The organism is Klebsiella aerogenes KCTC 2190, assembly GCF_000215745.1.
Lineage (GTDB): Bacteria > Pseudomonadota > Gammaproteobacteria > Enterobacterales > Enterobacteriaceae > Klebsiella > Klebsiella aerogenes.
Genome location: NC_015663.1, coordinates 859,587 through 885,145 on the forward strand (window position 1 = coordinate 859,587; position 25,559 = coordinate 885,145).

27 protein-coding genes are annotated in these 25,559 nt (G+C 55.1%); 19 read left to right on the forward strand and 8 right to left on the reverse strand.

Features of this window, described 5'->3' with window-relative positions:
- Positions 1-24: 24 nt before the first annotated feature.
- Complete coding sequence (garL, locus tag EAE_RS04160; RefSeq protein ID WP_015703578.1) at positions 25-795, reverse strand: 2-dehydro-3-deoxyglucarate aldolase; 771 nt, start codon at positions 793-795, stop codon at positions 25-27.
- Positions 796-1,278: 483 nt separating this feature from the next.
- Between garL and garD the strand changes: the two genes are divergently transcribed.
- Positions 1,279-2,850, forward strand: a complete 1,572-nt coding sequence (gene garD, locus EAE_RS04165; protein WP_015703579.1) for a galactarate dehydratase — start codon at positions 1,279-1,281, stop codon at positions 2,848-2,850.
- A gap of 67 nt (positions 2,851-2,917) precedes the next feature.
- Here the strand turns inward: garD and EAE_RS04170 are convergent, their stop codons facing one another.
- The gene (locus EAE_RS04170) at positions 2,918-3,727 is read right to left on the reverse strand and encodes a DeoR family transcriptional regulator (protein ID WP_015703580.1); all 810 of its coding nucleotides are present in this window, start codon (positions 3,725-3,727) and stop codon (positions 2,918-2,920) included.
- Positions 3,728-3,976: 249 nt separating this feature from the next.
- Here EAE_RS04170 and kbaZ point away from each other — a divergent pair, with 249 nt between their 5' ends.
- From kbaZ to EAE_RS04215, 9 genes are all read left to right on the forward strand, one after another.
- Positions 3,977-5,272, forward strand: a complete 1,296-nt coding sequence (gene kbaZ / locus EAE_RS04175; protein ID WP_032709229.1) for a tagatose-bisphosphate aldolase subunit KbaZ — start codon at positions 3,977-3,979, stop codon at positions 5,270-5,272.
- 19 nt (positions 5,273-5,291) lie between these two features.
- Positions 5,292-5,765 (forward strand): PTS N-acetylgalactosamine transporter subunit IIB, encoded by a 474-nt coding sequence (gene agaV, locus EAE_RS04180; RefSeq protein WP_015369555.1) that lies wholly within the window; start codon positions 5,292-5,294, stop codon positions 5,763-5,765.
- Between the two features lie 10 nt (positions 5,766-5,775).
- Positions 5,776-6,555, forward strand: a complete 780-nt coding sequence (agaW, locus tag EAE_RS04185; RefSeq protein ID WP_015369554.1) for a PTS N-acetylgalactosamine transporter subunit IIC — start codon at positions 5,776-5,778, stop codon at positions 6,553-6,555.
- Positions 6,545-7,423, forward strand: a complete 879-nt coding sequence (gene agaE / locus EAE_RS04190; RefSeq protein ID WP_015369553.1) for a PTS N-acetylgalactosamine transporter subunit IID — start codon at positions 6,545-6,547, stop codon at positions 7,421-7,423. The genes agaW and agaE overlap by 11 nt, the downstream gene beginning before the upstream one ends.
- 16 nt (positions 7,424-7,439) lie before the next feature.
- Positions 7,440-7,874 (forward strand): PTS galactosamine/N-acetylgalactosamine transporter subunit IIA, encoded by a 435-nt coding sequence (gene agaF, locus EAE_RS04195; RefSeq protein WP_015369552.1) that lies wholly within the window; start codon positions 7,440-7,442, stop codon positions 7,872-7,874.
- Positions 7,871-9,004 carry an N-acetylglucosamine-6-phosphate deacetylase gene (gene nagA, locus EAE_RS04200; RefSeq protein ID WP_015703583.1) on the forward strand — a complete coding sequence of 378 codons (1,134 nt, stop codon included), beginning with the start codon at positions 7,871-7,873 and terminating at the stop codon, positions 9,002-9,004. The genes agaF and nagA overlap by 4 nt, the downstream gene beginning before the upstream one ends.
- 281 nt (positions 9,005-9,285) lie before the next feature.
- Entirely contained in the window at positions 9,286-10,440 is a 1,155-nt protein-coding gene (locus EAE_RS04205; RefSeq protein ID WP_015703584.1) for an SIS domain-containing protein, read from the forward strand.
- Positions 10,441-10,452: 12 nt separating this feature from the next.
- Positions 10,453-11,325 (forward strand): tagatose-bisphosphate aldolase subunit KbaY, encoded by an 873-nt coding sequence (kbaY, locus tag EAE_RS04210; RefSeq protein WP_015703585.1) that lies wholly within the window; start codon positions 10,453-10,455, stop codon positions 11,323-11,325.
- Positions 11,326-11,407: 82 nt separating this feature from the next.
- Positions 11,408-13,297: an alpha-galactosidase gene (locus EAE_RS04215; RefSeq protein WP_015703586.1), complete on the forward strand. Its 1,890-nt coding sequence runs from the start codon at positions 11,408-11,410 to the stop codon at positions 13,295-13,297.
- A gap of 33 nt (positions 13,298-13,330) precedes the next feature.
- On the opposite strand, the gene rsmI is transcribed toward EAE_RS04215, so the two are convergent.
- Positions 13,331-14,191, reverse strand: coding sequence for a 16S rRNA (cytidine(1402)-2'-O)-methyltransferase (rsmI, locus tag EAE_RS04220; protein WP_015703587.1), 861 nt, complete (start codon positions 14,189-14,191; stop codon positions 13,331-13,333).
- Between the two features lie 63 nt (positions 14,192-14,254).
- Here rsmI and EAE_RS04225 point away from each other — a divergent pair, with 63 nt between their 5' ends.
- Genes EAE_RS04225 through dolP form a run of 4 tightly spaced genes read left to right on the forward strand, consistent with a single transcriptional unit; the run spans position 14,255 to position 17,869 of the window.
- Positions 14,255-16,324: a penicillin-binding protein activator gene (locus EAE_RS04225; RefSeq protein WP_015703588.1), complete on the forward strand. Its 2,070-nt coding sequence runs from the start codon at positions 14,255-14,257 to the stop codon at positions 16,322-16,324.
- A complete protein-coding gene (locus EAE_RS04230; protein ID WP_015703589.1) occupies positions 16,282-16,668 on the forward strand; it encodes a YraN family protein in 387 nt (128 codons plus the stop codon). Before EAE_RS04225 ends, EAE_RS04230 begins: the two co-directional genes overlap by 43 nt.
- Positions 16,669-16,693: 25 nt before the next feature.
- Positions 16,694-17,284 (forward strand): DnaA initiator-associating protein DiaA, encoded by a 591-nt coding sequence (gene diaA / locus EAE_RS04235; RefSeq protein WP_015369544.1) that lies wholly within the window; start codon positions 16,694-16,696, stop codon positions 17,282-17,284.
- Positions 17,285-17,293: 9 nt separating this feature from the next.
- Positions 17,294-17,869, forward strand: coding sequence for a division/outer membrane stress-associated lipid-binding lipoprotein (dolP, locus tag EAE_RS04240; RefSeq protein WP_015369543.1), 576 nt, complete (start codon positions 17,294-17,296; stop codon positions 17,867-17,869).
- Positions 17,870-18,137: 268 nt separating this feature from the next.
- Here dolP and EAE_RS04245 read toward each other — a convergent pair whose 3' ends face one another.
- Together EAE_RS04245 and EAE_RS04250 are read right to left on the reverse strand one after the other, a co-directional pair.
- On the reverse strand, positions 18,138-19,181 hold the full coding sequence (locus tag EAE_RS04245; RefSeq protein ID WP_015703590.1) for a permease: 1,044 nt from the start codon (positions 19,179-19,181) through the stop codon (positions 18,138-18,140).
- Between the two features lie 72 nt (positions 19,182-19,253).
- Complete coding sequence (locus tag EAE_RS04250) at positions 19,254-19,901, reverse strand: NAD(P)H-binding protein (RefSeq protein ID WP_015703591.1); 648 nt, start codon at positions 19,899-19,901, stop codon at positions 19,254-19,256.
- 128 nt (positions 19,902-20,029) lie between these two features.
- Here EAE_RS04250 and EAE_RS04255 point away from each other — a divergent pair, with 128 nt between their 5' ends.
- The gene (locus tag EAE_RS04255) at positions 20,030-20,548 is read left to right on the forward strand and encodes a type 1 glutamine amidotransferase domain-containing protein (protein ID WP_015703592.1); all 519 of its coding nucleotides are present in this window, start codon (positions 20,030-20,032) and stop codon (positions 20,546-20,548) included.
- Here the strand turns inward: EAE_RS04255 and EAE_RS04260 are convergent.
- Positions 20,528-20,971: a YhbP family protein gene (locus EAE_RS04260; RefSeq protein ID WP_015369539.1), complete on the reverse strand. Its 444-nt coding sequence runs from the start codon at positions 20,969-20,971 to the stop codon at positions 20,528-20,530. The genes EAE_RS04255 and EAE_RS04260 overlap by 21 nt on opposite strands.
- 49 nt (positions 20,972-21,020) lie before the next feature.
- On the opposite strand from EAE_RS04260, the gene EAE_RS04265 reads away from it, so the two are divergent.
- On the forward strand, positions 21,021-21,311 hold the full coding sequence (locus EAE_RS04265; RefSeq protein ID WP_026612209.1) for a GIY-YIG nuclease family protein: 291 nt from the start codon (positions 21,021-21,023) through the stop codon (positions 21,309-21,311).
- On the opposite strand, the gene EAE_RS04270 is transcribed toward EAE_RS04265, so the two are convergent.
- Both EAE_RS04270 and ubiT read right to left on the reverse strand, forming a co-directional pair.
- On the reverse strand, positions 21,298-21,801 hold the full coding sequence (locus EAE_RS04270; RefSeq protein WP_015703593.1) for a GNAT family N-acetyltransferase: 504 nt from the start codon (positions 21,799-21,801) through the stop codon (positions 21,298-21,300). The genes EAE_RS04265 and EAE_RS04270 overlap by 14 nt on opposite strands.
- The gene (ubiT, locus tag EAE_RS04275) at positions 21,795-22,319 is read right to left on the reverse strand and encodes a ubiquinone anaerobic biosynthesis accessory factor UbiT (RefSeq protein ID WP_015369536.1); all 525 of its coding nucleotides are present in this window, start codon (positions 22,317-22,319) and stop codon (positions 21,795-21,797) included. Before ubiT ends, EAE_RS04270 begins: the two co-directional genes overlap by 7 nt.
- 221 nt (positions 22,320-22,540) lie before the next feature.
- Here ubiT and ubiU point away from each other — a divergent pair, with 221 nt between their 5' ends.
- The 3 genes from ubiU (at position 22,541) to EAE_RS04290 (ending at position 25,516) form a co-directional block, all read left to right on the forward strand.
- The gene (ubiU, locus tag EAE_RS04280; RefSeq protein WP_004206164.1) at positions 22,541-23,536 is read left to right on the forward strand and encodes a ubiquinone anaerobic biosynthesis protein UbiU; all 996 of its coding nucleotides are present in this window, start codon (positions 22,541-22,543) and stop codon (positions 23,534-23,536) included.
- Positions 23,537-23,541: 5 nt separating this feature from the next.
- Complete coding sequence (locus tag EAE_RS04285) at positions 23,542-24,420, forward strand: U32 family peptidase (RefSeq protein WP_015703594.1); 879 nt, start codon at positions 23,542-23,544, stop codon at positions 24,418-24,420.
- Between the two features lie 88 nt (positions 24,421-24,508).
- Positions 24,509-25,516, forward strand: a complete 1,008-nt coding sequence (locus EAE_RS04290; protein ID WP_015369533.1) for a luciferase-like monooxygenase — start codon at positions 24,509-24,511, stop codon at positions 25,514-25,516.
- Positions 25,517-25,559 lie beyond the last annotated feature (43 nt).

Consider the following 25,559-nt stretch of genomic DNA (forward strand, 5'->3'; position numbering starts at 1 on the left):
TGTTCTCTCTCTTCATCCTGGTGATTATTTTTTAAAAGAATCAGCAAGTTTCTGGGTTGCTGAACGGAAGACACCTAAATCGCTACCGACGGCGACGAAGGTCGCGCCCCACTCCAGATAGCGGCGCGCATCGGCTTCCACCGGTGCAAGAATGCCGCTCGGCTTACCGTGTTTCTTCGCGCTGGCGAAGATATGCTGGATGGCGCGCTGGACGTCAGGATGTGCGGCATTGCCCAGATGGCCTAATGCTGCGGCCAGGTCGCTTGGCCCCACGAAAAGGCCATCAACGCCCTCGGTCGCGGCGATCGCGTCGACATTGTCCACCCCGGTCTGGCTCTCAATTTGCACCAGAATGGCGATGTTGTTATTCGACTGAGTGAAGTAGTCCGGTACGATGCCGAACATATTGCCGCGATGAGAAACGGAGACCCCGCGGATGCCTTCCGGCGGATAGCGGGTCGATGCTACCGCCTGCGCCGCCTGTTCAGCGGTTTCGACAAACGGCACGAGGAAGTTGTAGAAACCGATGTCCAGCATGCGCTTGATGATAATCGGTTCATTGGTCGGCACGCGGACCACCGGCGCGCTGTGGCTGCCCTTCAACGCCATCAGTTGCGGGATAAGTGTGGTCACATCATTCGGCGCATGCTCCGCGTCAAGCACCAGCCAGTCGAAACCAGCAAGCCCTAATACCTCGGTGCTAATCGGATTCGCCAGAGCGCACCAGCAGCCGATTTGTACCTGGTGGGCCGCCAGCGCGGCCTTAAATTTGTTCGGGAAAATTGCGTTATCCATGATTTTACCTTGGGTTAATCGTTGCTTACTTCTGCTGTTCTATACGTTTAATCTCGCCAACCACAAATATAATTTGCAGAATTAAATAGCGAACCGATGCCTATTTTCTTTTACCCTTGAACATTTAGATATTTTTCTGAAAAAGAATACCTTTATTATTTTTTAAGCGGGCTATTTATTCTCATATCGAACACCGCAAAACATGACTCAGTATAATCATCCCACCGTGACCAGGCACTATGCATAATCACAATATAAGCGCTTTAATAATCATTTTCGTTATGCAAATGCCATAGGTTATGGGCGCTAATCCACAGTTCTTAGGATTGCCGTTCAATGCTGGCAACCGTCACCGCAAGCAGTGACCAAGATCACATTTTGCTGCTATAACTCCTGACATTCTGTATTTCATCATTCTGATAGGCACAAGCTGAATTAACGTTTTATTTTTATTATTAGCACCGTTCTGGAGAACACTGGACAATGGCTGAGATTGAGATTCGACAACAGTCGCCGACGGCGTTTTATATAAAAGTGCACCCTACCGATAATGTGGCGATTATTGTTAACGATCGCGGTTTACCCGCCGGAACGCGTTTTCCGGATGGCCTGACCCTCGTTGAACATATCCCGCAAGGTCATAAAGTCGCCCTTGTCGATATTCCTGCCCATGGTGAAATCATCCGCTACGGCGAAGTGATTGGCTTCGCCGTTCGCGATATACCAAAGGGAAGCTGGATTGATGAGTCGTTGGTTGAGCTGCCGACCGCGCCGCCGCTCAACACCTTACCGCTGGCGACCAAAGTCCCGGAACCGCTGCCGCCACTGGAAGGATACACTTTTGAAGGCTATCGCAATGCCGATGGCAGCGTGGGAACTAAGAATTTGCTGGGGATCAGCACCAGCGTGCACTGCGTCGCCGGTGTGGTGGATTATGTGGTCAAGATCATCGAACGCGATCTGCTCCCAAAATACCCCAACGTCGACGGCGTGGTCGGCCTAAACCATCTGTACGGCTGCGGCGTGGCGATTAACGCCCCGGCGGCGATCGTACCGATTCGCACCATCCACAATATCGCGCTGAACCCCAACTTTGGCGGTGAGGTGATGGTGATTGGTCTGGGCTGTGAAAAGCTGCAGCCGGAACGTCTGCTGCAGGGAACCGAAGACGTGCAGCCGATCGCCGTCGATAGCGCAAGCGTAGTGCGTTTGCAGGACGAACAGCATGTCGGCTTTAAATCGATGGTCGATGATATTCTGCAGGTTGCCGAGCGCCACCTGGCCAAACTCAATGCTCGTCAGCGTGAGACCTGCCCGGCTTCGGACTTAGTGGTCGGTATGCAGTGCGGCGGCAGCGACGCCTTCTCCGGCGTGACCGCCAACCCGGCGGTGGGCTATGCCTCAGATCTGCTGGTACGCTGCGGCGCGACAGTAATGTTCTCGGAAGTGACCGAGGTTCGCGATGCTATCCATCTGTTAACACCGCGCGCCATCAACGAAGAAGTCGGCAAGCGCCTGCTGGAAGAGATGGCCTGGTACGATAACTATCTGGAGCTGGGGAAAACCGACCGCAGCGCCAACCCGTCACCGGGTAATAAGAAAGGCGGTCTGGCGAACGTAGTGGAAAAAGCATTGGGTTCGATTGCCAAATCAGGTAAAAGCGCCATCGTCGAAGTCCTTTCGCCGGGTCAGCGCCCGACGAAACGCGGGCTTATCTATGCGGCGACGCCGGCCAGCGATTTTGTCTGCGGCACTCAACAGGTGGCTTCCGGCATTACCGTTCAGGTATTCACCACCGGGCGCGGCACCCCTTACGGCCTAATGGCGGTACCGGTGATAAAAATGGCGACCCGTACCGAGCTTGCCAACCGCTGGTACGACTTAATGGATATCAATGCCGGTACTATCGCGACCGGCGAAGAGACGATTGAGGAGGTTGGGCAGAAACTGTTCGAGTTCATTCTCGACGTCGCCAGCGGACGTAAGAAAACCTTCTCCGATCAATGGGGTCTGCATAACCAGCTGGCGGTGTTTAACCCGGCGCCGGTGACGTGACCCTAAAAGTCAGCGTCTATCGCCAGTCGGGTTATAGAGCATACCCCGGCTGGCAACTTACACCGAATTATGATTTGACGAGAATAACGTCAATACCGCCCTTACGTAACCCCTCCAGACTTTCTTGCGGAATCCCGTCATCGACAATAATGATATCAATGCGCTGCGTATCGATGATTTTATGTAAACTGGAACGATTGAATTTACTGGAATCAGTCACAACGACGATACACTCCGCGACTTCGCACATTTTACGGTTCAGGCGGGCTTCATCCTCATTATGAGTGCTGATCCCACGTTCCAGATCTATCGCATCCACCCCGAGGAAAAGCATATCAAAGTGGTAGTTCTGCAAGGACTGCTCAGCCTGATCGCCATAGAATGACTGCGACTGGCGACGCAGGTGCCCCCCCGTCATCAGTAATTCTACGCCTTCAGCTTCTAACAACGCGTTGGCGACATTCATTCCATTAGTCATCGCGATAACATCGCTATGCTGTCGGAGCTGGCGCGCGATTTCACAGGTGGTAGTGCCTGAGTCGAGAATAATTCGGTGTCCCGGTTTTATCAGCTCAGCGGCGGCGCTGGCAATTTGGCGTTTGATGGCCGTATTAAGCGCGCTTTTATCTTCAACTGAAGGTTCAACGCCTGGAGTATGACTATCGCAAATCAGCGCGCCGCCGTATGCTCGCACCGCAATGCCCTGTTTTTCCAGAAACGCCAGATCGTTGCGTATCGTGACCGTCGATACACCATACGCCTCCGCCAGGTCATTAACCTGGACGCTTCCCTGCTGTCGCAACCGCTGGATGATCTGCTCACGCCTTTCACTTGTTCCCGCAATGCGCTTTTCGGCAGATGACTCGCTGCTGTTCATAACAATATCCTTGGCTGTATCTTTCGTTTCATTTCGTTTTGACTATTAACGCCTTTCTTTTAGCAGAATGCAAGCGCTATTGGCACGGCAAAAAAGGAACCACACCGTGCTGAAAGCTTTCATTATGTTTCTTTTGTGAAACAGATCGGAAAACTATTATCTTTCGTTTTATTTTTAAAGCACGCTGAAGCACTATAAAGCGAAACAAAACGAAAGATCGAATCGTTGATTTCTGACCTGGAGAGGAAAGTGAAACATCTTACACAATTGGTGGTGCGACACAAACAGGGTGAAGCGAATGGTATTTACGCGGTGTGCTCCGCGCATCCACTGGTACTGGAGTCCGCCATTCGTTTTGCCCAGGCAAACCATACGCCCCTGCTCGTTGAAGCGACCTCCAATCAGGTTGATCAGTTTGGCGGTTATACCGGTATGACCCCCGCTGATTTCTGCGGCTTTATCTATCATCTTGCCGATACACTGGGGTTCCCCCGCGACGGGCTCATCCTCGGCGGCGATCATCTGGGGCCAAACCGCTGGCAACATCTTCCGGTCGCACAAGCCATGGCCCACGCCGACGATCTGATTAAAAGCTATGTCGCCGCCGGGTTTAAAAAAATCCACCTCGATTGCAGTATGTCATGCAAAGACGATCCCATTCCCTTAACCGATGACCTTGTCGCTGAACGCGCCGCAAGGCTGGCAAAAATCGCAGAAGAAACCTGTATTGCCCTGAAAGGCAAATCGGATCTCGTTTACGTTATCGGCACTGAGGTTCCCGTGCCCGGTGGCGCTCACGAAACCCTCAACACCCTACAAGTCACCACCCCGGATGCGGCTCGCGCCACTCTCGATGCACACAGGGTCGCCTTTACCAGTGTGGGGCTTGAGGGTATTTGGCCGCGAATTATCGCGCTCGTGGTACAGCCTGGCGTGGAATTCGATCATGCACAAGTCATTGATTACGAATCTGAAAAAGCAAAATCCCTCAGCGCTATGGTAGAAGACTATGCCACATTGCTCTTTGAAGCGCATTCCACGGATTATCAGACCCCGCATGCGCTACGCCAACTGGTAGTCGATCATTTCGCGATTTTGAAAGTCGGCCCGGCGTTGACTTTCGCGCTGCGTGAAGCGCTTTTCGCTTTAGCAGCGATTGAAGAAGAAATCGTACCGGCAAAATCCTGTTCGGGATTACGCATGGTACTGGAAAACGTCATGCTCGATCGTCCGGAATACTGGCAAAGCCACTACCACGGCGATGGCCACGCACGGCGGTTAGCACGCGGCTACAGCTATTCCGATCGCGTTCGCTACTACTGGCCGGACAGCCAGATAGACACCGCTTTAGCGCATCTGGTGCGCAATCTGGCCGATGAAGCCATTCCGCTTCCGCTCATTAGCCAGTATCTGCCTTTACAGTACGTAAAAGTTCGCGAGGGGGCGCTCAGCGCTACGCCGCATGAACTCATCATTAGCCACGTCCAGGACATCTTGCAGCAATACCATGACGCCTGTCAGGGCATGACATCTCATAACGGATAACAACGAAGAGGAAACGGCGATGCCAAATATTGTGTTAAGTCGCATTGATGAACGTTTAATCCACGGCCAGGTTGGTGTGCAGTGGGTCGGTTTCGCGGGGGCGAATCTGGTCCTTGTTGCCAATGACGAGGTTGCTGAAGACCCCGTACAACAGAACCTGATGGAGATGGTGCTGGCAGAGGGGATTGCCGTGCGCTTCTGGTCGTTGCAAAAAGTCATCGACAACATTCATCGCGCCGCCGATCGGCAAAAAATATTGCTGGTATGTAAATCGCCCGCCGATTTTCTGACGCTGGTTTCCGGCGGGGTGCCGGTATCGCGCATCAACGTCGGCAATATGCACTACGCCGACGGGAAACGACAAATTGCCAAAACCGTCTCTGTCGACGGCAATGATATTGCCGCCTTTAACGGTCTGAAATCCGCCGGCGTTGAGTGCTTCATTCAAGGAGTTCCGACAGAACCGGCAATGGATCTTTATAAACTGCTCTAAGGGGCTCGCCATGGAAATTTCGCTTTTTCAAGCCATTGCATTGGGTATCCTTGCCTTTATCGCCGGTCTGGATATGTTCAACGGTTTAACCCATATGCATCGTCCGGTGGTCCTTGGCCCCTTAGTGGGCCTGATCCTCGGCGATCTTCATACCGGTATATTAACCGGCGGCACGCTGGAGCTGGTGTGGATGGGTCTGGCGCCACTGGCTGGCGCGCAACCGCCGAACGTCATTATCGGGACCATTGTCGGCACCACCTTCGCTATTACCACCGGCGTTAAACCCGACGTCGCCGTCGGCGTTGCGGTCCCCTTCGCCGTCGCGGTTCAGATGGGGATAACGTTCCTTTTCTCAGTGATGTCAGGGGTTATGTCGCGCTGCGATCGCATGGCGGCAAATGCCGATACCCGCGGTATTGAGCGTGTGAATTACCTGGCGTTGCTGGCATTAGGTACCTTTTATTTTCTCTGTGCTTTTCTGCCTATCTACTTCGGCGCAGAACACGCCAAAACCGCAATAGATGTGCTCCCTGAGCGCCTAATCGATGGCCTTGGCGTCGCTGGCGGCATCATGCCGGCAATCGGTTTTGCCGTACTGCTAAAAATCATGATGAAAAACGTCTATATCCCCTATTTCATCATCGGGTTCGTCGCGGCGGCCTGGCTCAAGCTCCCGGTGTTAGCCATTGCTGCCGCCGCGCTGGCCATGGCGCTTATCGACCTGCTACGCAAATCTCCCGAACCGACTCAACCTGCTGCGCCTAAAGAGGAATTCGAAGATGGCATCTAATCAACACACGCTGCCCAACGTGGCCGAAAGCGAAACGACGCTGCTCACTGGCGTTAATGAAAACGTTTATGAAGATCAAAGCATTGGGGCCGACCTGACAAGAAAAGACATTAATCGGGTGGCCTGGCGTTCAATGCTATTACAGGCGTCCTTCAACTACGAACGTATGCAGGCTTCCGGCTGGCTGTACGGACTATTGCCGGCATTAAAGAAAATCCACACTAATCCGCGCGATCTGGCACGGGCAATGAAAGGACATATGGGCTTCTTTAATACCCATCCGTTCCTCGTGACCTTTGTCATCGGCATAATTCTGGCGATGGAGCGCTCGAAGCAGGACGTTAACAGTATCCAGAACACCAAAATCGCCGTTGGCGCGCCGCTCGGCGGTATCGGCGATGCTATGTTCTGGTTAACGCTATTGCCGATTTGCGGCGGCATTGGCGCCAGCCTGGCGCTACAAGGGTCGATCCTCGGCGCGGTTGTTTTTATCGTTCTGTTCAACGTGGTCCATCTCGGCCTGCGCTTCGGTCTGGCGCACTATGCCTACCGAATGGGGGTAGCGGCGATTCCGCTCATTAAAGCCAATACCAAAAAAGTCGGCCATGCCGCCTCTATCGTCGGGATGACGGTGATTGGCGCGCTGGTAGCGACTTATGTTCGTTTAAGCACAACGCTTGAAATCACTGCCGGCGATGCCGTGGTTAAACTGCAAACGGATGTCATCGATAAGCTGATGCCCGCCTTTTTACCGCTAGTTTATACCCTGGTGATGTTCTGGCTGGTGCGCCGCGGCTGGAGCCCGCTCCGCCTTATCGGCATCACCGTCGCGCTGGGCATTGTAGGTAAATTCTGTCACTTCCTGTAACGCTAAGAGGTTTTCGATGTTAGGAATCATTTTGACCGGGCATGGCGGATTTGCCAGCGGCATGGAAAAGGCAATGAAACAGATCCTTGGCGAACAGTCGCAATTCATTGCGATAGATTTTCCTGAATCCTCCACGACCGCCCTGCTGACCGCACAGCTGGAGCAGGCGGTAAACGAGCTGGATGGCGAAGAAGATATTGTTTTTCTGACTGATTTACTTGGCGGCACGCCATTTCGCGTCGCCTCCACGCTGGCGATGCAAAAACGCGGACGAGAAGTCATTACCGGCACTAACCTGCAGCTACTGCTGGAGATGGTGCTGGAACGAGAAGGATTAACCAGCGAAGCCTTTCGTCTTCAGGCACTGGAATGCGGTCATCGCGGATTAACCTGTCTGGTCGATGAGCTGGGACGCTGCCGGGAAGATCATGCTGTTGAGGAAGGTATATGAGCCGCATACTGCGCGCCAGGCGCTTACTCACAGAGCAAGGCTGGCTTGATGACCATCAGCTACGGTTTGAAAATGACGTTATCGTGGCGCTGGAGCCGATCCCCGCGGGTGTTCTCACTCGCGACGCCGAGCTGCTGTGTCCCGCATATATCGATATTCATGTCCACGGCGGCGCAGGCGTAGATGTCATGGATGACGCACCGGATACGTTAGACCTCCTTGCGAAACATAAAGCGCGTGAGGGGGTCGCCAACTGGTTGCCGACCACCGTCACCGCGCCGTTAGCGGAAATCCATGCGACGCTGGAACGTATTGCGCGACGCGTTCACGCAGGCGGTCCGGGAGCGCAAATTCTTGGCAGCTATCTTGAAGGCCCCTACTTCACGCCGCCGCATAAAGGCGCTCATCCGGCACAATGGTTCAGAGAACTGGATCTTGCCGAATTCGATCGGTTGATTGCGGTTTCTCGCGAGACGCTACGCGTCGTCGCCCTTGCCCCGGAAAAAGAGGGGGCACTGCAGGCGATCCGTCATCTCAAACGGCAAGGTGTACGGGTGATGCTGGGTCATAGTGCGGCAACCTGGGAACAAACCTGTTCCGCCTTCGATGCCGGTGCAGATGGCCTGGTGCATTGTTACAACGGCATGAGCGGTTTACATCATCGCGAACCTGGCATGGTCGGCGCTGGATTAACCGATAACCGCGCCTGGCTTGAACTTATTGCCGACGGTCATCACGTACATCCTGCGGCAATGCAGCTATGTTGCCGTTGCGCTGGAGATCGTATCGTGCTGATAACCGACGCTATGCAGGCGGCGGGTATGCCTGACGGTAATTACACCTTATGTGGCGAAAGGGTAGAAATGCGTGATGGGATCGTTCGTACCCTCAGCGGTAGCCTGGCGGGGAGTACCCTGTCACTGGATTCCGCCGTGCGCACCATCAGTTCATTACCCGGGATGACGGCTGAACGGGCTATACATATGGCTTCTCTACACCCGGCGCGTCTATTAGGGCTGGATCGGCAATTAGGATCGTTACAGCCGGGAAAAATGGCCGACATGATTGCAGTTGATAACGAGCTGCGGGTGGAAAACATTTGGATCCGCGGCGAAGCGTTTTCGCTTTAAGTTCACTTATCTCCTCTGGTCTGCAGCTTGCCTGCAGACCTTTCTTTTCCTTTCTTTTTAGTTCACAGCATATCCAAATAAAAACCATATGATTTCAATTTGTTACGTAAAAAATAACGCCAAAGCATCGCTATTTTCGTTTTATTGTTAATCACATCATTGAGCTTTCGATTTCTTTCATGTAAATTTTAACACATTAAAAGCAAGTCAAAGTGAAACGAAACGAAAGACTTGCATTAGCCCACACCGAAAGCGGAAATCATCACCATAAGGATTGCGTTATGTCAGAAAGATACACCCCTGCGCCATCAACCACTGGTACCTGGACCGAAGAAGAGATCCGCCAGCAACCAGGCAGCTGGATCCAATCTTTAAAGCATATCGATCGTTTACGAGCGGAGATTGACGGCTTTCTCACGCCGCTACTACGAAAAAACGATCTCCGTATCGTCCTTACCGGCGCTGGAACTTCAGCATTTATTGGCGACATCATTGCGCCATGGTTATCCCGTCATAGCGGTAAAAATTTTAGCGCCGTTCCAACTACCGATCTGGTGACCAATCCGATGGATTATCTGGATCCCGCACATCCACTGCTGCTGGTCTCATTCGCCCGTTCAGGTAATAGCCCGGAGAGCGTGGCCGCAGTGAAATTGGCGAATCAGTTTGTTACAGAGTGTTATCACTTACCCATTACCTGCAACGAAGCAGGTAGCCTGTATCAAACCGCGCTGGATAGCGACAACGCTCTGCCGCTATTAATGCCGCCAGAAACTCACGATCGCGGCTTTGCGATGACCAGCAGTATTACCACCATGATGGCCAGCTGCCTTGCAGTGTTTGCACCCAACCTCATTAATAGCCATACATTCAGCGATGTCGCTGACTGCTGCCAGACGATTCTTAACTCGCTGCTCGATGTTAACGCTGGGGTTTTCGGCAACGAAGCGTGGAAAAGGATCGTTTACCTCGGTAGTGGCGGGCTACAGGGCGCTGCGCGCGAATCCGCCCTGAAAGTACTTGAGCTCACGGCAGGTAAGCTAACCGCATTTTATGACTCGCCTACCGGCTTCCGTCACGGCCCTAAATCACTGGTGAATAACGAAACGTTGGTGGTGATGTTTATCTCCAACCACCCTTATACCCGCCAGTACGATCTGGATCTTCTCGCTGAGTTGCGTCGCGATCGCCAGGCCATGTGGATAGTGGCCATCGCCGCAGGAACCGATCCTGTTATCGAGGCAGGCCCGCATATCATCATCCCGCCATCACGCCGTTTCAGCGATGTCGAACTGGCTTTCTGCTTCCTGATGTATGCCCAGATCTTCGCGCTTAACCAATCTCTCGCCGTGGGTAACACTCCGGATACACCTTCCGCCAGCGGTACCGTTAATCGCGTCGTACAAGGTGTTGTTATTCATCCCTGGCAGGCTTAAAAGGAGCGCGCCATGAGCATTATTTCCACCAAATATCTTCTGCAGGATGCACAGAGTAAAGGTTATGCGGTTCCTGCATTTAATATTCACAACGCCGAAACGATCCAGGCGATCCTTGAAACGTGCAGTGAAATGCGATCGCCGGTGATCCTTGCCGGCACGCCGGGAACCTTTAAGCATATCGCGCTCGAGGAAATTTACGCACTCTGCCAGGCCTACTCCGCCACCTACGCGATGCCAATTGCGCTACATCTCGACCATCATGAATCGCTGGCGGATATTCGTCGTAAGGTTAATGCCGGGGTCCGCAGCGCGATGATCGATGGCAGCCATTTTCCATTTGCAGAGAATGTGAAGCTGGTGAAATCGGTCGTCGATTATTGCCACGCGCTGGATTGCAGCGTTGAGGCAGAACTGGGACGGCTTGGCGGGATGGAAGACGATCTTAACGTTGATGCGGAAAGCGCATTTCTCACAGACCCGCAAGAGGCGAAACGCTTTGTCGAATTGACCGGTATCGACAGCCTCGCCGTGGCGATCGGTACCGCTCATGGGCTATATCAAAAAACGCCTAAAATCGATTTCCAACGGCTGGCAGAAATTCGGGAAGTGGTTGATGTCCCCCTGGTGCTGCATGGCGCAAGCGATGTACCGGATGACTATGTCCGCCGCGCTATCACACTGGGAATTTGCAAGGTCAATGTCGCCACAGAACTCAAAATCGCGTTCGCCGCCGCGGTGAAAACATGGTTTGCTGAAAACCCGCAAGGGAACGATCCGCGTTATTACATGCGTGTTGGCATGGATGCGATGAAAGAAATCGTGAAAAGTAAAATTAACGTATGCGGTTCCGCTAACCGACTATTACAGGCCGCAGAAGCCTGAACATCATACGATATTAAAACGCGTTAGCCCGATAGGGCTAACGTTATTGACCTCTGATAGAACGACAACAAGGATCTCTCTTATGAAAAAAGCGCTCACTGTTTCGTTACTGGCCCTGCTGATTTCTCAAGGCGCCGCCGCCGCTGAATACACATTAAATAACGCGTCGATGGCGCTTTCATTTAACGATGCGAACTCAGCAACGATGGTAAAAGATGAAAAATCCGCCCATCAGCTTTCACCGCAGGAACTGTTTTTTCTCACACTACCTGATGAAACCATCATCCACACCGCTGATTTTAAAATAAAGCACGTCGAGAAACATAATGATTCTATTGTCGTCGACTACACCCGCCCGGATTTTAATGTCACGGTTAAGATGAACTTGATAAAGGGAAACTACGCGAGTATTGATTACACTATCGCGGCGGTGGGCCAATCGAGAGACGTAGCGAAAATAACCTTTTTCCCAACTAAAAAACAATCTCAGGCACCCTATGTCGATGGCGCTATTAATAGTTCACCGATCGTTGCTGATTCCTTTTTTATACTGCCCGATAAACCTATCGTAAATACCTGGGCTTATGAGGCAACCACGAATCTGAATGTAGAATTAAAAACCGCTATCGACCCTGCCACACCGCTCAGCTATACGACCTACTTCGGCACCTTTCCAGCAACCAATCAGCTTCGTCGCAGCGTAAACCTCTTTATTAATGCCCTGCGTCCCCGCCCCTATAAACCCTATCTGCACTATAACAGCTGGATGGATATCGGCTTCTTCACCACCTATAGCGAGCAGGATGTTCTACGCCGGATGGATGAGTGGAATAAGGAATTTATCACCGGACGCGGCGTCACATTAGATGCCTTTCTTCTGGATGATGGTTGGGACGATCGTACTGGCAGATGGCTCTTTGGCCCCGCTTTCAGCCAGGGGTTCAGTAAGGTTCGGGAAAAAGCAGCCAGCATGCAAAGTTCAGTGGGGCTGTGGCTTTCACCATGGGGTGGTTATAATAAGCCCAGAGATATCCGCGTCTCTCACGCCAAAGAGTATGGTTTTGAAACGGTTGATGGCAAATTCGCCCTATCCGGGCGACACTATTTCAATAACTTCAATCAACAGATTATTAAGCTGATTAAAGACGAACATATTACCTCTTTTAAGCTTGATGGTATGGGCAACGCGAATTCACATATTCCGGGTAGCCAGTTTGCTTCCGATTTTGATGCATCGATTGCCTTACTGCATAACATGCGCAGCGCCAATCCCGACCAATTTATTAATTTAACCACCGGGACCAATGCCAGTCCTTCCTGGCTTTTTTATGCCGACGCGATATGGCGCCAGGGCGACGATATCAATCTTTACGGGCCGGGGACGCCGGTGCAGCAATGGATAACCTATCGGGATGCCGAGACTTATCGTTCGATTGTGCGTAAAGGGCCGCTCTTCCCGCTTAACTCACTGATGTATCATGGTATTGTCAGTGCTGAAAATGCCTATTACGGGCTGGAAAAACCGCAAACCGATAGCGATTTTGCCGATCAGGTCTGGAGCTATTTCGCGACAGGTACGCAATTACAGGAGCTGTACATCACGCCGTCGCTACTTAACAAAGTGAAGTGGGACACCCTGGCGCAGGCGGCAAAATGGTCGAGAGCAAATGCCGACGTGCTGGTGGATACCCATTGGGTCGGCGGCGATCCTACCGCACTGGAAGTTTACGGCTGGGCCTCATGGAATAAAGATAAGGCGATTTTAGGCCTGCGTAACCCATCAGATAAACCACAGCAATTTTATCTCGATCTCGCTAAAGCCTTCGAGATACCGCAGGGAGAGACGTCGCGCTTTACGTTAAAAAGCGTTTACGGCAGTAACGCGACATTCCCTGCTGACTATCAGCAAGCGGCTATTGTTACGCTACAACCCTTGCAAACGCTGGTTTTCGAAGCGACGCCGATAAAATAGCCAGCCGCGCCCGGTTACCCCCGGGCGCAGTGATTATCCCTGCTGCTCCAGCGCGTATTTATACAGCGCATTCTTTTTCACGCCATGGATTTCCGCGGCCAGCGCGGCGGCTTTCTTCAGCGGCAGTTCCGCCTGCAGCAGCGCCAGAGTCCGCAGCGCGGCTGCCGGCAGCGCCTCTTCCTGGGCCTTAAAACCTTCGACGATCAGCACCATCTCGCCTTTGCGGCGATTTTCGTCTTCCTTCACCCATGCCACCAACTCGCCAATCGGCGCGCCGTGGATAGACTCCCAGGTTTTGGTCAGCTCGCGCGCCAACACCACGTAGCGGGATTCGCCCAGAACCGCGCAGATATCTTCCAGGCTCTCCACCAGGCGGTGCGTAGACTCATAGAAGATGAGAGTGCGCGGTTCTTCTTCCAGCGCCTTCAGGGTATCGCGGCGGCCTTTCGATTTCGCCGGCAGGAAACCTTCATAGCAGAAACGATCGGACGGCAAACCGGCGGCGCTCAGAGCGGCAATCGCGGCACAAGGGCCCGGCAGGGGCACGACGCGGATATTGGCTTCACGGCAGGTGCGCACCAGATGGTAGCCGGGATCGTTAATCAGCGGCGTGCCGGCATCGGACACCAGCGCGATGTTCTGCCCCTCTTTTAATTTCGCTAAAAGTGTTTCGGCCTTTTGCTGCTCGTTATGGTCGTGAAGGGCAAATAAACGGGCGTTGATCGCAAAATGCTGCAGCAGCAAACCGGTGTGGCGGGTATCCTCAGCAGCAATTAAATCAACAGCTTGCAACACTTCCAGTGCGCGCTGCGTGATATCAGACAGATTCCCTATCGGAGTGGGCACAATGTACAGTTGCCCCTGAGAATTATCCGCTGATTCGTGTTGTTTCATTGTCTCGTCCGTATTGCCGATTTAATATTGAGCATTGAGCCAAAAAAATATCACTGGATACATATGGTACCGTCAACATTTCTTCGTTCTAAGCCCGCGCGCTGTCTGCCCGTATTGCTGGCGACTCTTCTTTTTGCTGGCTGCGGCACCCACACGCAGGATCAAAGCACGGCGTTTATGCAGGGTACGTCGCAGGCCAACTCCAGTTTCTACCTACAGCAGATGCAGCAAAGCACGAATGATAGCAAGACCAACTGGCAATTACTCGCCATTCGTGCACTGCTGCAGGAAGGTAAGAAGCAGCAGGCTATCGACCTGTACAACCAACTGCCGTCGAACCTGAACAGCACGCAGGCCCGCGAACAGTCGCTGCTGGCGGTGGAAGTCAAACTGGCGCAAGGTGATTACCAGGGCGCGAAGGCATTGCTGAGCAAACTCGATCCTCTCAGTTTTGAAAAAAATCAGCAGCCGCGCTACTGGCAGGCGCAAATTGACGCCAGCCAGGGGCAGCCCTCTCTGTCCCTGCTGCGCGCGCTGATTGCCCAGCAGCCCCTACTAAGCCAGGCGAAGCAAAAACAACAAAATATCGACGCCACGTGGAAAGCGCTGACGGCGATGACTCCGCAGCAGGCCAACGCACTGGTGATTAATGCCGACGAAAACGTGCTGCAGGGCTGGTTGGATCTGCAGCGGATGTGGTTCGACAACCGTAACGATCCGGCAATGCTGAAAGCGGGCGTCAAAGACTGGCAAATCCGTTATCCGCAGAACCCGGGGGCGCAGATGCTGCCCACTGCGCTGGTGAATATGCAAAACTATAAACCGGCCTCGACCAATAAAATCGCCCTGCTGCTGCCTCTGAACGGCCAGGCGGCGATTTTCGGCCGCACTATCCAGCAGGGTTTTGAAGCGGCGAAGAATGGCGCCCCAGCGGTCCAGGGCAGCGCAGTGCCGGCGCAGGTCGCCCAGGCGGCGAATGTTGCCGGCAATAATGATGTGGTGAGCCCTTCGCAGGCGGAAGTCGGCGATCTCACCGCCACCGGCAGCCAGGCCGCGCCTGCCGCAAAACCAGCAGCCGCTCCGCTACCCGCCCCGGTTGCCGCAACGCCGGCAGCACAACCGGCAGCACAACCGGTGAACGCGCCAGCCGTGCAGCCGCAGCCCGAGGTAGCGACCACCAATCCTGCTGCTGAGCTGAAAATTTACGATACCACCAGCCAGCCGATGAGCCAGCTTCTGGCGCAGGTACAGCAGGACGGCGCCACCATCGTGGTTGGCCCGCTGTTGAAAGAAAACGTCGAAGAGGTGATGAAAAGCAACACCTCGCTAAACGTGCTGGCACTTAACCAGCCGGGGAAAGTCGAGAACCGCCCGAACCTGTGCTACTTCGCGCTCTCCCCGGAAGATGAAGCCCGCGACGCAGCGCGTCATATTCATGATCAGGGCAAACAAACGCCGCTACTGCTGGTGCCGCGCGGCGCGCTTGGCGACCGCGTGGTCAGCGCTTTCGCCGACGAGTGGCTGAAGCTGGGCGGCGGTACGGTGCTGCAGCAGCGTCTGGGATCGACGGCGGAGCTGAAATCCGGCGTCAACGGCGGCGGCATCTCGCTGACCGGCAGCCCGGTATCGACGCAGCCCTCATCTGTAGATAGCTCGCTCGGCAACCCAGGCGACGTTCCGGTCAGCAGCGGCGGCAGCATCGATGCCGCCTATATCGTCGCCACCCCGGAACAAATTGGTTATATCAAGCCGCTGATCGCGATGCGCAACGGCAGCCAGAGCAACGTCACCCTGTACGCCAGTTCCCGTAGCGCCCAGGGCACCTCCGGCCCGGATTTCCGTCTGGAGATGGAAGGCCTGCAATATAGCGAAATCCCGATGCTGGCCGGCAGTAACCCGGCGCTGATGCAGCAGGCGCTCTCCGCGGTGCGTAACGACTACTCGCTGGCGCGGCTGTACGCAATGGGCGCCGACGCCTGGTCGCTGGCGAATCATTTCGCGCAAATGCGCCAGAGCCCAGGTTACGAGCTGAACGGCAATACGGGCGATCTGACGGCTACGCCGGACTGCGTGATTAACAGGAAGTTATCATGGCTCAAGTACCAACAGGGACAAATCGTCGCAGCCAACTAAGTAAACAGACCGGCGACGCCTGGGAAAGCCAGGCGCGTCGGTGGTTAGAACGGCATGGACTGCGTTTTATCGCCGCCAACGCCCGCGAGCGCGGCGGCGAGATCGACCTTATTATGCGCGACGGCGCGGTTATCGTGTTCGTCGAAGTGCGCTACCGGCGCAACGCCAGCTACGGCGATGCCGCCGCCAGCGTCACGCCGCAAAAGCAACAACGCCTTCTCAAGGCCGCTCGCCTGTGGCTCTCCCGACAGAATGGGAGTTTTGATACTGTGGATTGCCGTTTCGATGTGGTAGCCTTCACCGGCAACGACATCCAATGGCTGAAAAACGCCTTTGGCGAATAGCGTATTATCAGATTTAAGGGATCCCGTGCTCGACAGAATTAAAGCCTGCTTTACCGAAAGCATTCAAACCCAAATCGCCGCCGCGGAAGCGCTCCCGGACGCCATCTCGCGCGCGGCTATGACGCTCGTTCAGTCGCTGCTTAACGGCAACAAAATCCTCTGTTGTGGTAATGGCACCTCCGCCGCCAACGCACAGCATTTTGCTGCCAGCATGATCAATCGTTTCGAAACAGAGCGCCCTGGTTTACCCGCCATTGCACTAAATACCGATAATGTGGTCTTAACCGCAATCGCCAACGATCGCCTGCATGATGAAATCTATGCTAAACAGGTGCGCGCGCTGGGACACGCCGGCGACGTACTGCTGGCGATTTCTACGCGCGGCAATAGCCGGGATATCGTGAAAGCCGTGGAAGCGGCGGTCACCCGCGATATGACTATCGTGGCGTTAACCGGTTACGACGGCGGCGAGCTGGCTGGCCTGTTAGGTCAGCAGGACGTTGAAATCCGCATTCCTTCACACCGCAGCGCGCGGATCCAGGAAATGCACATGCTCACCGTCAATTGTCTGTGCGATTTGATTGATAACACGCTTTTTCCACACCAGGACGAATAAGGAGAACACATGAAGGCTCTCTCGCCCCTCGCCATCCTGCTTTCTGCGCTACTGCTACAGGGCTGCGTCGCCGCAGCGGTAGTCGGTACGGCAGCCGTCGGCACCAAAGCGGCAACGGACCCACGTACGGTCGGTACGCAGGTTGATGACAGCACCCTGGAGCTACGCGTTAACAGCGCCTTAGGGAAAGATGAACAGATTAAGAAAGAAGCGCGTATTAACGTCACCGCTTATCAGGGCAAGGTCCTGCTGACCGGCCAGTCGCCGACCGCCGATCTCTCCTCACGCGCCAAACAAATCGCGATGGGGGTTGAAGGGACTACCGAAGTCTTCAATGAAGTGCGTCAAGGCCAGCCGATTGGCTTAGGCACCGCGTCGTCGGATACCTGGATCACCACCAAAGTTCGTTCCCAACTGCTGGGCAGCGATCAGGTGAAGTCTTCCAATGTGAAAGTGACGACCGAAAATAGCGAAGTGTTCCTGATGGGCCTTGTCACCGACCGCGAAGGCCGCGCGGCGGCGGATATCGCCAGCCGGGTTAGCGGCGTGAGCCGCGTCACCACCGCGTTTACCTATATTAAATAAACGCCCTGTATCCGTTGTAGATACTGTTATCGGTTGGCAACTTTTTTAAGGGGTTTTCCCGGACGCGGCGCGTTGCGCCTTCTCCGGGCTACCAAATCGCAAAGCGCTGTAGCCCCAGTAAGCGACAGCGCCACCGGGGGGATTTTGAGGCCACCAACACCGGCAGTATAAATTAACGGCAGGCCGCACGAACCGTAGGCCGGGTAAGGCGTTAGCCGCCACCCGGCGCAAAATCCGGCGCCGGGGCCACAGCCCCGCTCCGGATAAATTACACCAGCGCCAGCGCGCCGACGATCGTCCCGCATAACGCCACCAGCCCACCGGTTAGCCACAGCGCTTTAGCCGGAAACGCCTTACGCAACATAATCAGCGACGGCACGCTCACCGCCGGCAAGGTAATCAGCAGCGCCAGCGCCGGCGCGGTGCCCATCCCAGCCAGCATCATCGTCTGCACAATCGGGATTTCCGCCGCCGTCGGGATAACGAACAGGCAACCGGCTATCGCCATTGCGATCACCCAGAACAGCGTGTTATCGACCGCGCCCTCGGCGTGCGGGAACAGCCAGACCCGCGCCGCGCCCAGTACCAGCACCGCGAGGATGTAAACCGGGATCGTACTCCAGAACAGCGACCACAGCGCGCGTAGCCAGCGGCTGATAAAACTGCCCTCATCGCGCTGCAGTTGGCTAACGTCTTCTGCCGCTACCGGCTGCGTCGCCGCCTCTTTTACCCATTTTTGCACCAGCGTCGCCACCACCAGCACCGTCGCCAGCCCGGCCACCAGCCGGATCAGAGCAAACTGCCAGCCGAGCACGAAACCCATAAAGACCAGCGTTGCCGGGTTCAGCAGCGGGTTGCCCATCCAGAACGCCAGCGCTCCGCCCATCGACACCTGCTGTTTACGCATACCGGCGGCGACCGGCGCGGCGCAGCAGGTACACATCATCCCCGGCAGCGAAAAAATCGCTCCCAGCAACGTGCCCTGAAAACGAGATTGCCCAAGCGTCCTCTGCAGCCAGTCGCGTGGGATCAACACCTGAATAAGCGAACCAAGCAGCACGCCGAGCACCGCCGCTTTCCAGACCGCGAGGAAATAAACCATCGCGTAATCCCATGCCGCCTGCAACGGGTTTACATCAGCCTGCGCGAGAATAGATTTACCGATACTGTGGGTTTCGGCGGCCGTAAAGGCTTTACCGTAATACGGCTGCCATTTGACGTACCACAGACCAACGATAACGACGAGAAAGAACAGCGCGGGTTTCCACCATTGAAATGGTGATGCCGCCTGAGATGAAGACTGACCAGCCATAGCATTCCCCAGGGAGAAGTGATAACAAATAAGGAGGTGAATACTACGCCTGCCGTCCAAATTTGAAAATGGTTAATCCGCCTGCCGGGCAGCGCGCTCCCGTAGCTGAGACGAGGTCAGGATTTGGACGCCTTCATGGCTCGGCGCCAGCGCCTCCGCGAGCAGGGCAGTCGCTACATCGCGGGCCTGAATAGCTTTCCAGTCTCCAGGCAGAAAACGAAATAGCGGTGCAAAGAGCGTTTCATTGGCGCGTTTATGCTCCCGATCCCCCAGCAACATCGAAGGACGGGCAATGGTCAGCCGCGGCCAGTCCTGCGCCATCAGCGCCTCTTCCATTTCTCCTTTCACGCGGTTATAGAAGAAGGGCGAATGCGCATTAGCGCCCATCGCGCTGACCACCAGCATATGTTGCGCTCCGAGACGCTTCCCGACCAGCGCCGTATCTACCACCAGCGTATAGTCAGCATGCACAAACGCTTCTTTACTCCCCGCTTCCCGGCGCGTGGTGCCCAGGCAGCAGAAAACGATATCGACAGGATCAACCACCTGCGCCAGTGCATCGGTCAACTGCGGATCGTGTGGATTGAATACCCCCTCCGCCACAGCAAGGGGACGGCGCGTTGGCGCAGTAATCGCGCTAATGCCCGGCTCAGTCTGTAGCAGGCGAAGTAAGTGCCCACCAACCAAACCAGTCGCGCCGGTTAGTAATACCTGACTCATCGAATCTCCTTTGCAGAATTGTCTGCCTTGCACTTTGCCCCACATGTTCCAGGCTTAATAGCTTACGAGGTAAGTATCCACCATCATCATGGAAATGCCTCATTCACTGCCAAAAGATCGGAGGAAGAATGAGTAAAAAGATTGCCGTACTAATCACCGACGACTTCGAAGATTCTGAATTCACCTCACCTGCCGAGGCCTTTAAACTTGCCGGGCATCAGGTCGTGACGATTGAGAAACAGGCAGGAAAAACGGTAAAAGGGAAACAAGGCGAGGCTGAAGTGGCGATCGACAAAGCAATAGATGACGTGACGCCGGCGCAGTTTGACGCGTTGTTGCTGCCTGGCGGCTATTCACCGGACCAGTTGCGGGGTGATGAGCGCTTCGTCACTTTTACTCGCGACTTCGTGAATAGCGGTAAGCCGGTCTTTGCCATCTGCCACGGCCCGCAGCTACTCATCAGCGCAGATGTCATTCGCGGGCGTAAACTCACGGCGGTTAAACCTATCGTGGTCGACGTAAAAAACGCCGGCGGTGAGTTTTACGATCAGGAAGTGGTGCTTGATAACGATCAGTTAGTCACCAGCCGAACCCCAGACGATCTGCCGGCGTTCAATCGCGAGGCGCTACGCCTGCTCGGGGCTTGAGTCGCGCAGCCAATATAGCTTTTTGCCAAAACCCAGCGTGTTGTCGGTAAATTTAAGCTCGTCGGGACGGATCTCCCACACCGGCGCCGACAGCATGCGGGCGACCGGGAAGCGCTTGACGTAGCGCTTGCGCATTTCAGCCTCTTCGTCACCGTGAAGGCGGCGGATCTCACCCTTAAACTGCACGCCGCGGATCAAGGCAACGGTCTTTGGCTGGCCGTTAACCGTCCCGGCAACCTTCGCGTGTTCGCCGGTCATCTGGCCATGGCGGGTTTTTTCGTCGCTCAGCAGATAAAAGGCGACGTTATCCGGGTCGTAAACGTAAAACGCATTGGCGCACCACAGCTCGTCATCACGCGCGACGCACCAGGTGATGACGTGCTGTTTACCCAGCCAGCGGCTAATCGCGGCAAGCGTATCCATCTTTATTCTCCATTATGCTATGGTGCACACACCCTAACAGACTGACGTTATTACCGTGTGCTGGTTTCTCTATCTTATTCGAACCGCTGATAACCGCCTGTATACCGGCATTACCACCGATGTTCCGCGCCGCTTTCTTCAGCATCAGGAAGGCAAAGGAGCGAAAGCGCTGCGCGGCAAAGGCGAACTGGCGCTGGCGTTTAGTCAGAAAGTTGGTGACCACTCACTCGCTCTGCGGCTGGAGTATCGCATCAAGCAGCTAACGAAGCGCCAGAAAGAGCGCCTCGTTGCCGGGGATGGTTCGTTCGAGACCCTGCTGGAGGGGCTCAGAAGCGATTGAAATGATCGCTGTACTCGACCAGACCGTGTACGCCCTGCAGCGCGTCATCCGCCAGACGGTGCACCTGGAAGGCTTCAGCGGTGTCCGGCCAACGGCAGCGTAAATCGAACGCGGCGGCGGGTTCAAAGCCCAAACGGCCATACAGCGCCGGTTCGCCCAGCGTGACCACCGCGGCGTAGCCAAACTCATTTAATGAATCCAGCCCTTCGTAGACCAGCTGTCGGCCGATACCCTGGCCGCGATAGCTTTCATCTACCGCCAATGGCGCCAGACCTACCCACTGTAGCTCTTCGCCTTCGACGGTGACCGGGCTAAAGGCAACGTAGCCCACCACCTGGCCTTCATCGTCAGTGGCGACTAAGCCCAGCGTGATCAAACCATCTTCACGCAGATCGTGCACCAGCTTCGCTTCCGCGTCGCTGCCGAACGTACGGCGCAGCAGCGCGTCGATACCCGGCGCATCAATCCCAATTTCCACTCGAATCAGCATGCCTCACCTACCGATGTCTGTTCAGGTTTCTGCGGGCTCTTCAGGCCTGCTTCGACAAAATCCGCCATCTGCAGCAGCATGACGCGCAGTGCTTTCGGCATCTGCTCCAGCTCGATGGCATCCATCAGGTTCTTCACGTATAGACCCAGCTCGGTATCACCTTCAATCACCAGACGACGCTGGAAGAATAGCGTATCCGGATCCTGTTTACGCGCGGCAATCATCAGCAGATCGCTGGCATCGGCGCTAAAGCTGACGTCGGCGTCAGCCTGCTGGCTAACCACCAGACGACCGTCGACTACCGAGGTATACCACAGCAGGCCAATATCGCGCACATTAATACTTAACCAGCGACCTTCGAGAAACTCCAGTTCTCCATCCGCCAGCGCCTGGCGAAATTGCCAGCTCAATACTTGTTCCAGCACCTGGCGCTTGAGGGCAAAAGGCGCCAGCTTAACCGGCACGCTCATTAAAGACGGGCCAAAACGGACCAGCCGGGAACGCAGTTCATCCAACACAAGCTTCACTCCATGCATGCAATAGTTTCGCTATTGTGCCATATCAAATAAACGACATAGCGGCGTAAATCAACAAAATCGCGATGATGGCCGCCAGCTATTGAGCCCACCAATACGCTTTTAACTGCCTCAAATCAAAAATTGTCACCAGAAGGTTAACTAAAATCCCAGCTCGTTAACCATTTTGCGTCCCTGACCGGCCGCGTTTTTCAGGAAAAATTATGGAGCTGCTCTGCCCCGCCGGTAACCTCCCGGCACTTAAGGCGGCCATCGAAAACGGCGCCGATGCCGTCTATATCGGGCTGAAAGATGACACCAATGCCCGCCACTTTGCCGGCCTTAATTTCACCGAAAAGAAATTACAGGAAGCCGTCAGCTTTGTGCACCAGCATCGCCGCAAGCTACATATCGCGATTAACACCTTCGCCCATCCCGACGGTTATGCCCGTTGGCAGCGTGCTGTGGATATGGCCGCGCAATTGGGCGCCGACGCGCTCATCCTCGCCGATATCGCCATGCTGGAGTACGCTGCGGAACGCTATCCGCACATTGAACGTCACGTTTCAGTGCAGGCGTCCGCCACTAACGAAGAGGCGATACGTTTTTATCACCGCAACTTTGACGTCGCCCGCGTCGTACTACCGCGGGTGTTATCCATTCACCAGGTGAAACAGTTAGCGCGCGCCACGCCGGTTCCACTGGAAGTCTTCGCCTTCGGTAGCTTATGCATCATGGCGGAAGGCCGCTGCTATCTCTCGTCGTATCTCACCGGCGAATCGCCAAATACCGTCGGCGCCTGTTCGCCCGCGCGCTTCGTCCGCTGGCAGCAAACACCGCAGGGGCTGGAGTCACGCCTTAACGAAGTGCTGATCGATCGCTATCAGGATGGCGAGAATGCCGGTTATCCGACGCTGTGCAAAGGCCGCTACCTGGTCGACGGCGAGCGCTACCACGCGCTGGAAGAACCCACCAGCCTCAACACCCTGGAACTGTTGCCAGAACTGATGGCCGCCAATATCGCTTCGGTAAAAATTGAAGGCCGCCAGCGCAGCCCGGCATACGTCACCCAGGTAGCGAAAGTCTGGCGTCAGGCGATCGATCGCTGTAAAGCCGATCCGCAGAACTTCGTGCCGCAATCTGCATGGATGGAAACCCTTGGTTCGATGTCCGAAGGAACGCAAACCACCCTTGGCGCCTATCACCGTAAATGGCAGTGAGAAACATGAAATATTCATTAGGGCCGGTGCTGTACTACTGGCCAAAAGAGACGCTGGCAGATTTTTACCAGCAGGCGGCAAAATGTAGCGCTGACACCATTTATCTGGGCGAAGCGGTATGCAGCAAGCGCCGCGCGACCAAAGTCGGCGATTGGATCGAAATGGCGAAAGCGCTGGCCGGTAGCGGCAAGCAGGTGGTGCTCTCCACCCTCGCGCTGGTGCAGGCCTCATCCGAACTGGGCGAGCTGAAGCGCTATGTCGAGAACGGCGAATTCCTGATTGAAGCCAGCGACCTCGGCGTGGTCAATCTCTGTGCCGAACGCAAGTTGCCCTTCGTCGCGGGTCATGCGCTGAACTGCTACAACGCCGTCACCCTGCGCCTGCTGCTGAAACAGGGCATGGTGCGCTGGTGTATGCCGGTTGAACTCTCCCGCGACTGGCTGGCTAATTTGCTGACCCAGTGCGAAGAGCTGGGTATTCGCAACCAGTTTGAAGTCGAAGTGCTGAGCTACGGCCATCTGCCGCTGGCCTATTCCGCGCGCTGCTTTACCGCCCGCTCGGAAGACCGGCCAAAAGACGAATGCGAAACCTGCTGCATCAAGTACCCAACCGGGCGCAGCATGCTGTCGCAGGAGAACCAGCAGGTGTTTGTGCTTAACGGCATTCAGACGATGAGCGGCTACGTCTATAACCTTGGCAACGAGTTAACCTCGATGCACGGTCTGGTGGATATGGTGCGCCTGTCGCCGATGGGTAGCGAGACCTTCGCCATGCTCGACGCCTTCCGCGCCAATGAAAATGGCGCTGCGCCGCTGGATCTCACCGCTAACAGCGATTGCAATGGCTACTGGAAACGGCTGGCCGGGCTGGAGCTGCAGGCGTAAGGTGAAGTGTAAAAGCTCACTTTGTTAACAACGGTTATTAATTTTTAATGCACTATTAAAAGATTCACCGTCGACAAAGTGAGCTGTTATGACTGATAAAACCATTCCGTTCTCGGTGCTCGATCTGGCGCCGATCCCGCAGGGATCTTCTGCTAAAGAAGCCTTTTCCCATTCTCTCGCTCTCGCCCAACTGGCGGAATCCCGCGGCTACCACCGTTATTGGCTGGCTGAGCACCATAATATGGTGGGTATTGCCAGCGCGGCGACCTCGGTGTTGATTGGCTATCTTGCCGCCAATACCACCACCCTGCATCTGGGATCCGGAGGCGTAATGTTGCCAAACCACTCGCCGCTGGTGATCGCCGAACAGTTCGGCACCCTGAATACGCTGTATCCCGGACGTATCGATCTCGGCCTTGGCCGCGCGCCGGGCAGCGATCAGCCGACCATGCGCGCGCTGCGTCGCCATATGAGCGGTGATGTCGATAATTTCCCGCGCGATGTGGCGGAGTTGGTGGACTGGTTTGACGCCCGCGAGGCTAATCCGCAGGTGCGCCCGGTTCCCGGCTATGGCGAACGAATTCCGGTGTGGCTGCTGGGCTCAAGCCTGTACAGCGCGCAGCTGGCGGCGCAGCTTGGTCTGCCGTTTGCCTTCGCCTCTCACTTCGCGCCGGACATGCTATTCCAGGCGCTGCATCTGTACCGCAGCAACTTCAAACCTTCGGCGCGGCTCGAAAAACCGTACGCGATGGTATGTATCAATATTATCGCCGCCGATAGTAATCGCGATGCGGAGTTCCTCTTTACCTCGATGCAGCAGGCCTTCGTTAAACTGCGCCGCGGTGAAACCGGGCAGTTGCCGCCGCCGGTGGAAAATATGCATCAACTGTGGTCAGCGTCCGAGCAGTATGGTGTACAGCAGGCATTGAGCATGTCGCTGGTTGGCGATAAGACCAAAGTTCGCCATGGGTTAGCGTCGATTCTTCGCGAAACGGAAGCGGACGAAATCATGGTCAACGGCCAGATCTTCGACCACCAGGCACGCCTGCATTCGTTTGATTTAGCGATGCAGGTGAAAGAGGAATTGTTAGGTTAGCGACGTGGTAAGCCCGGTGCGCGTCACGCCACCGGGCAATGCG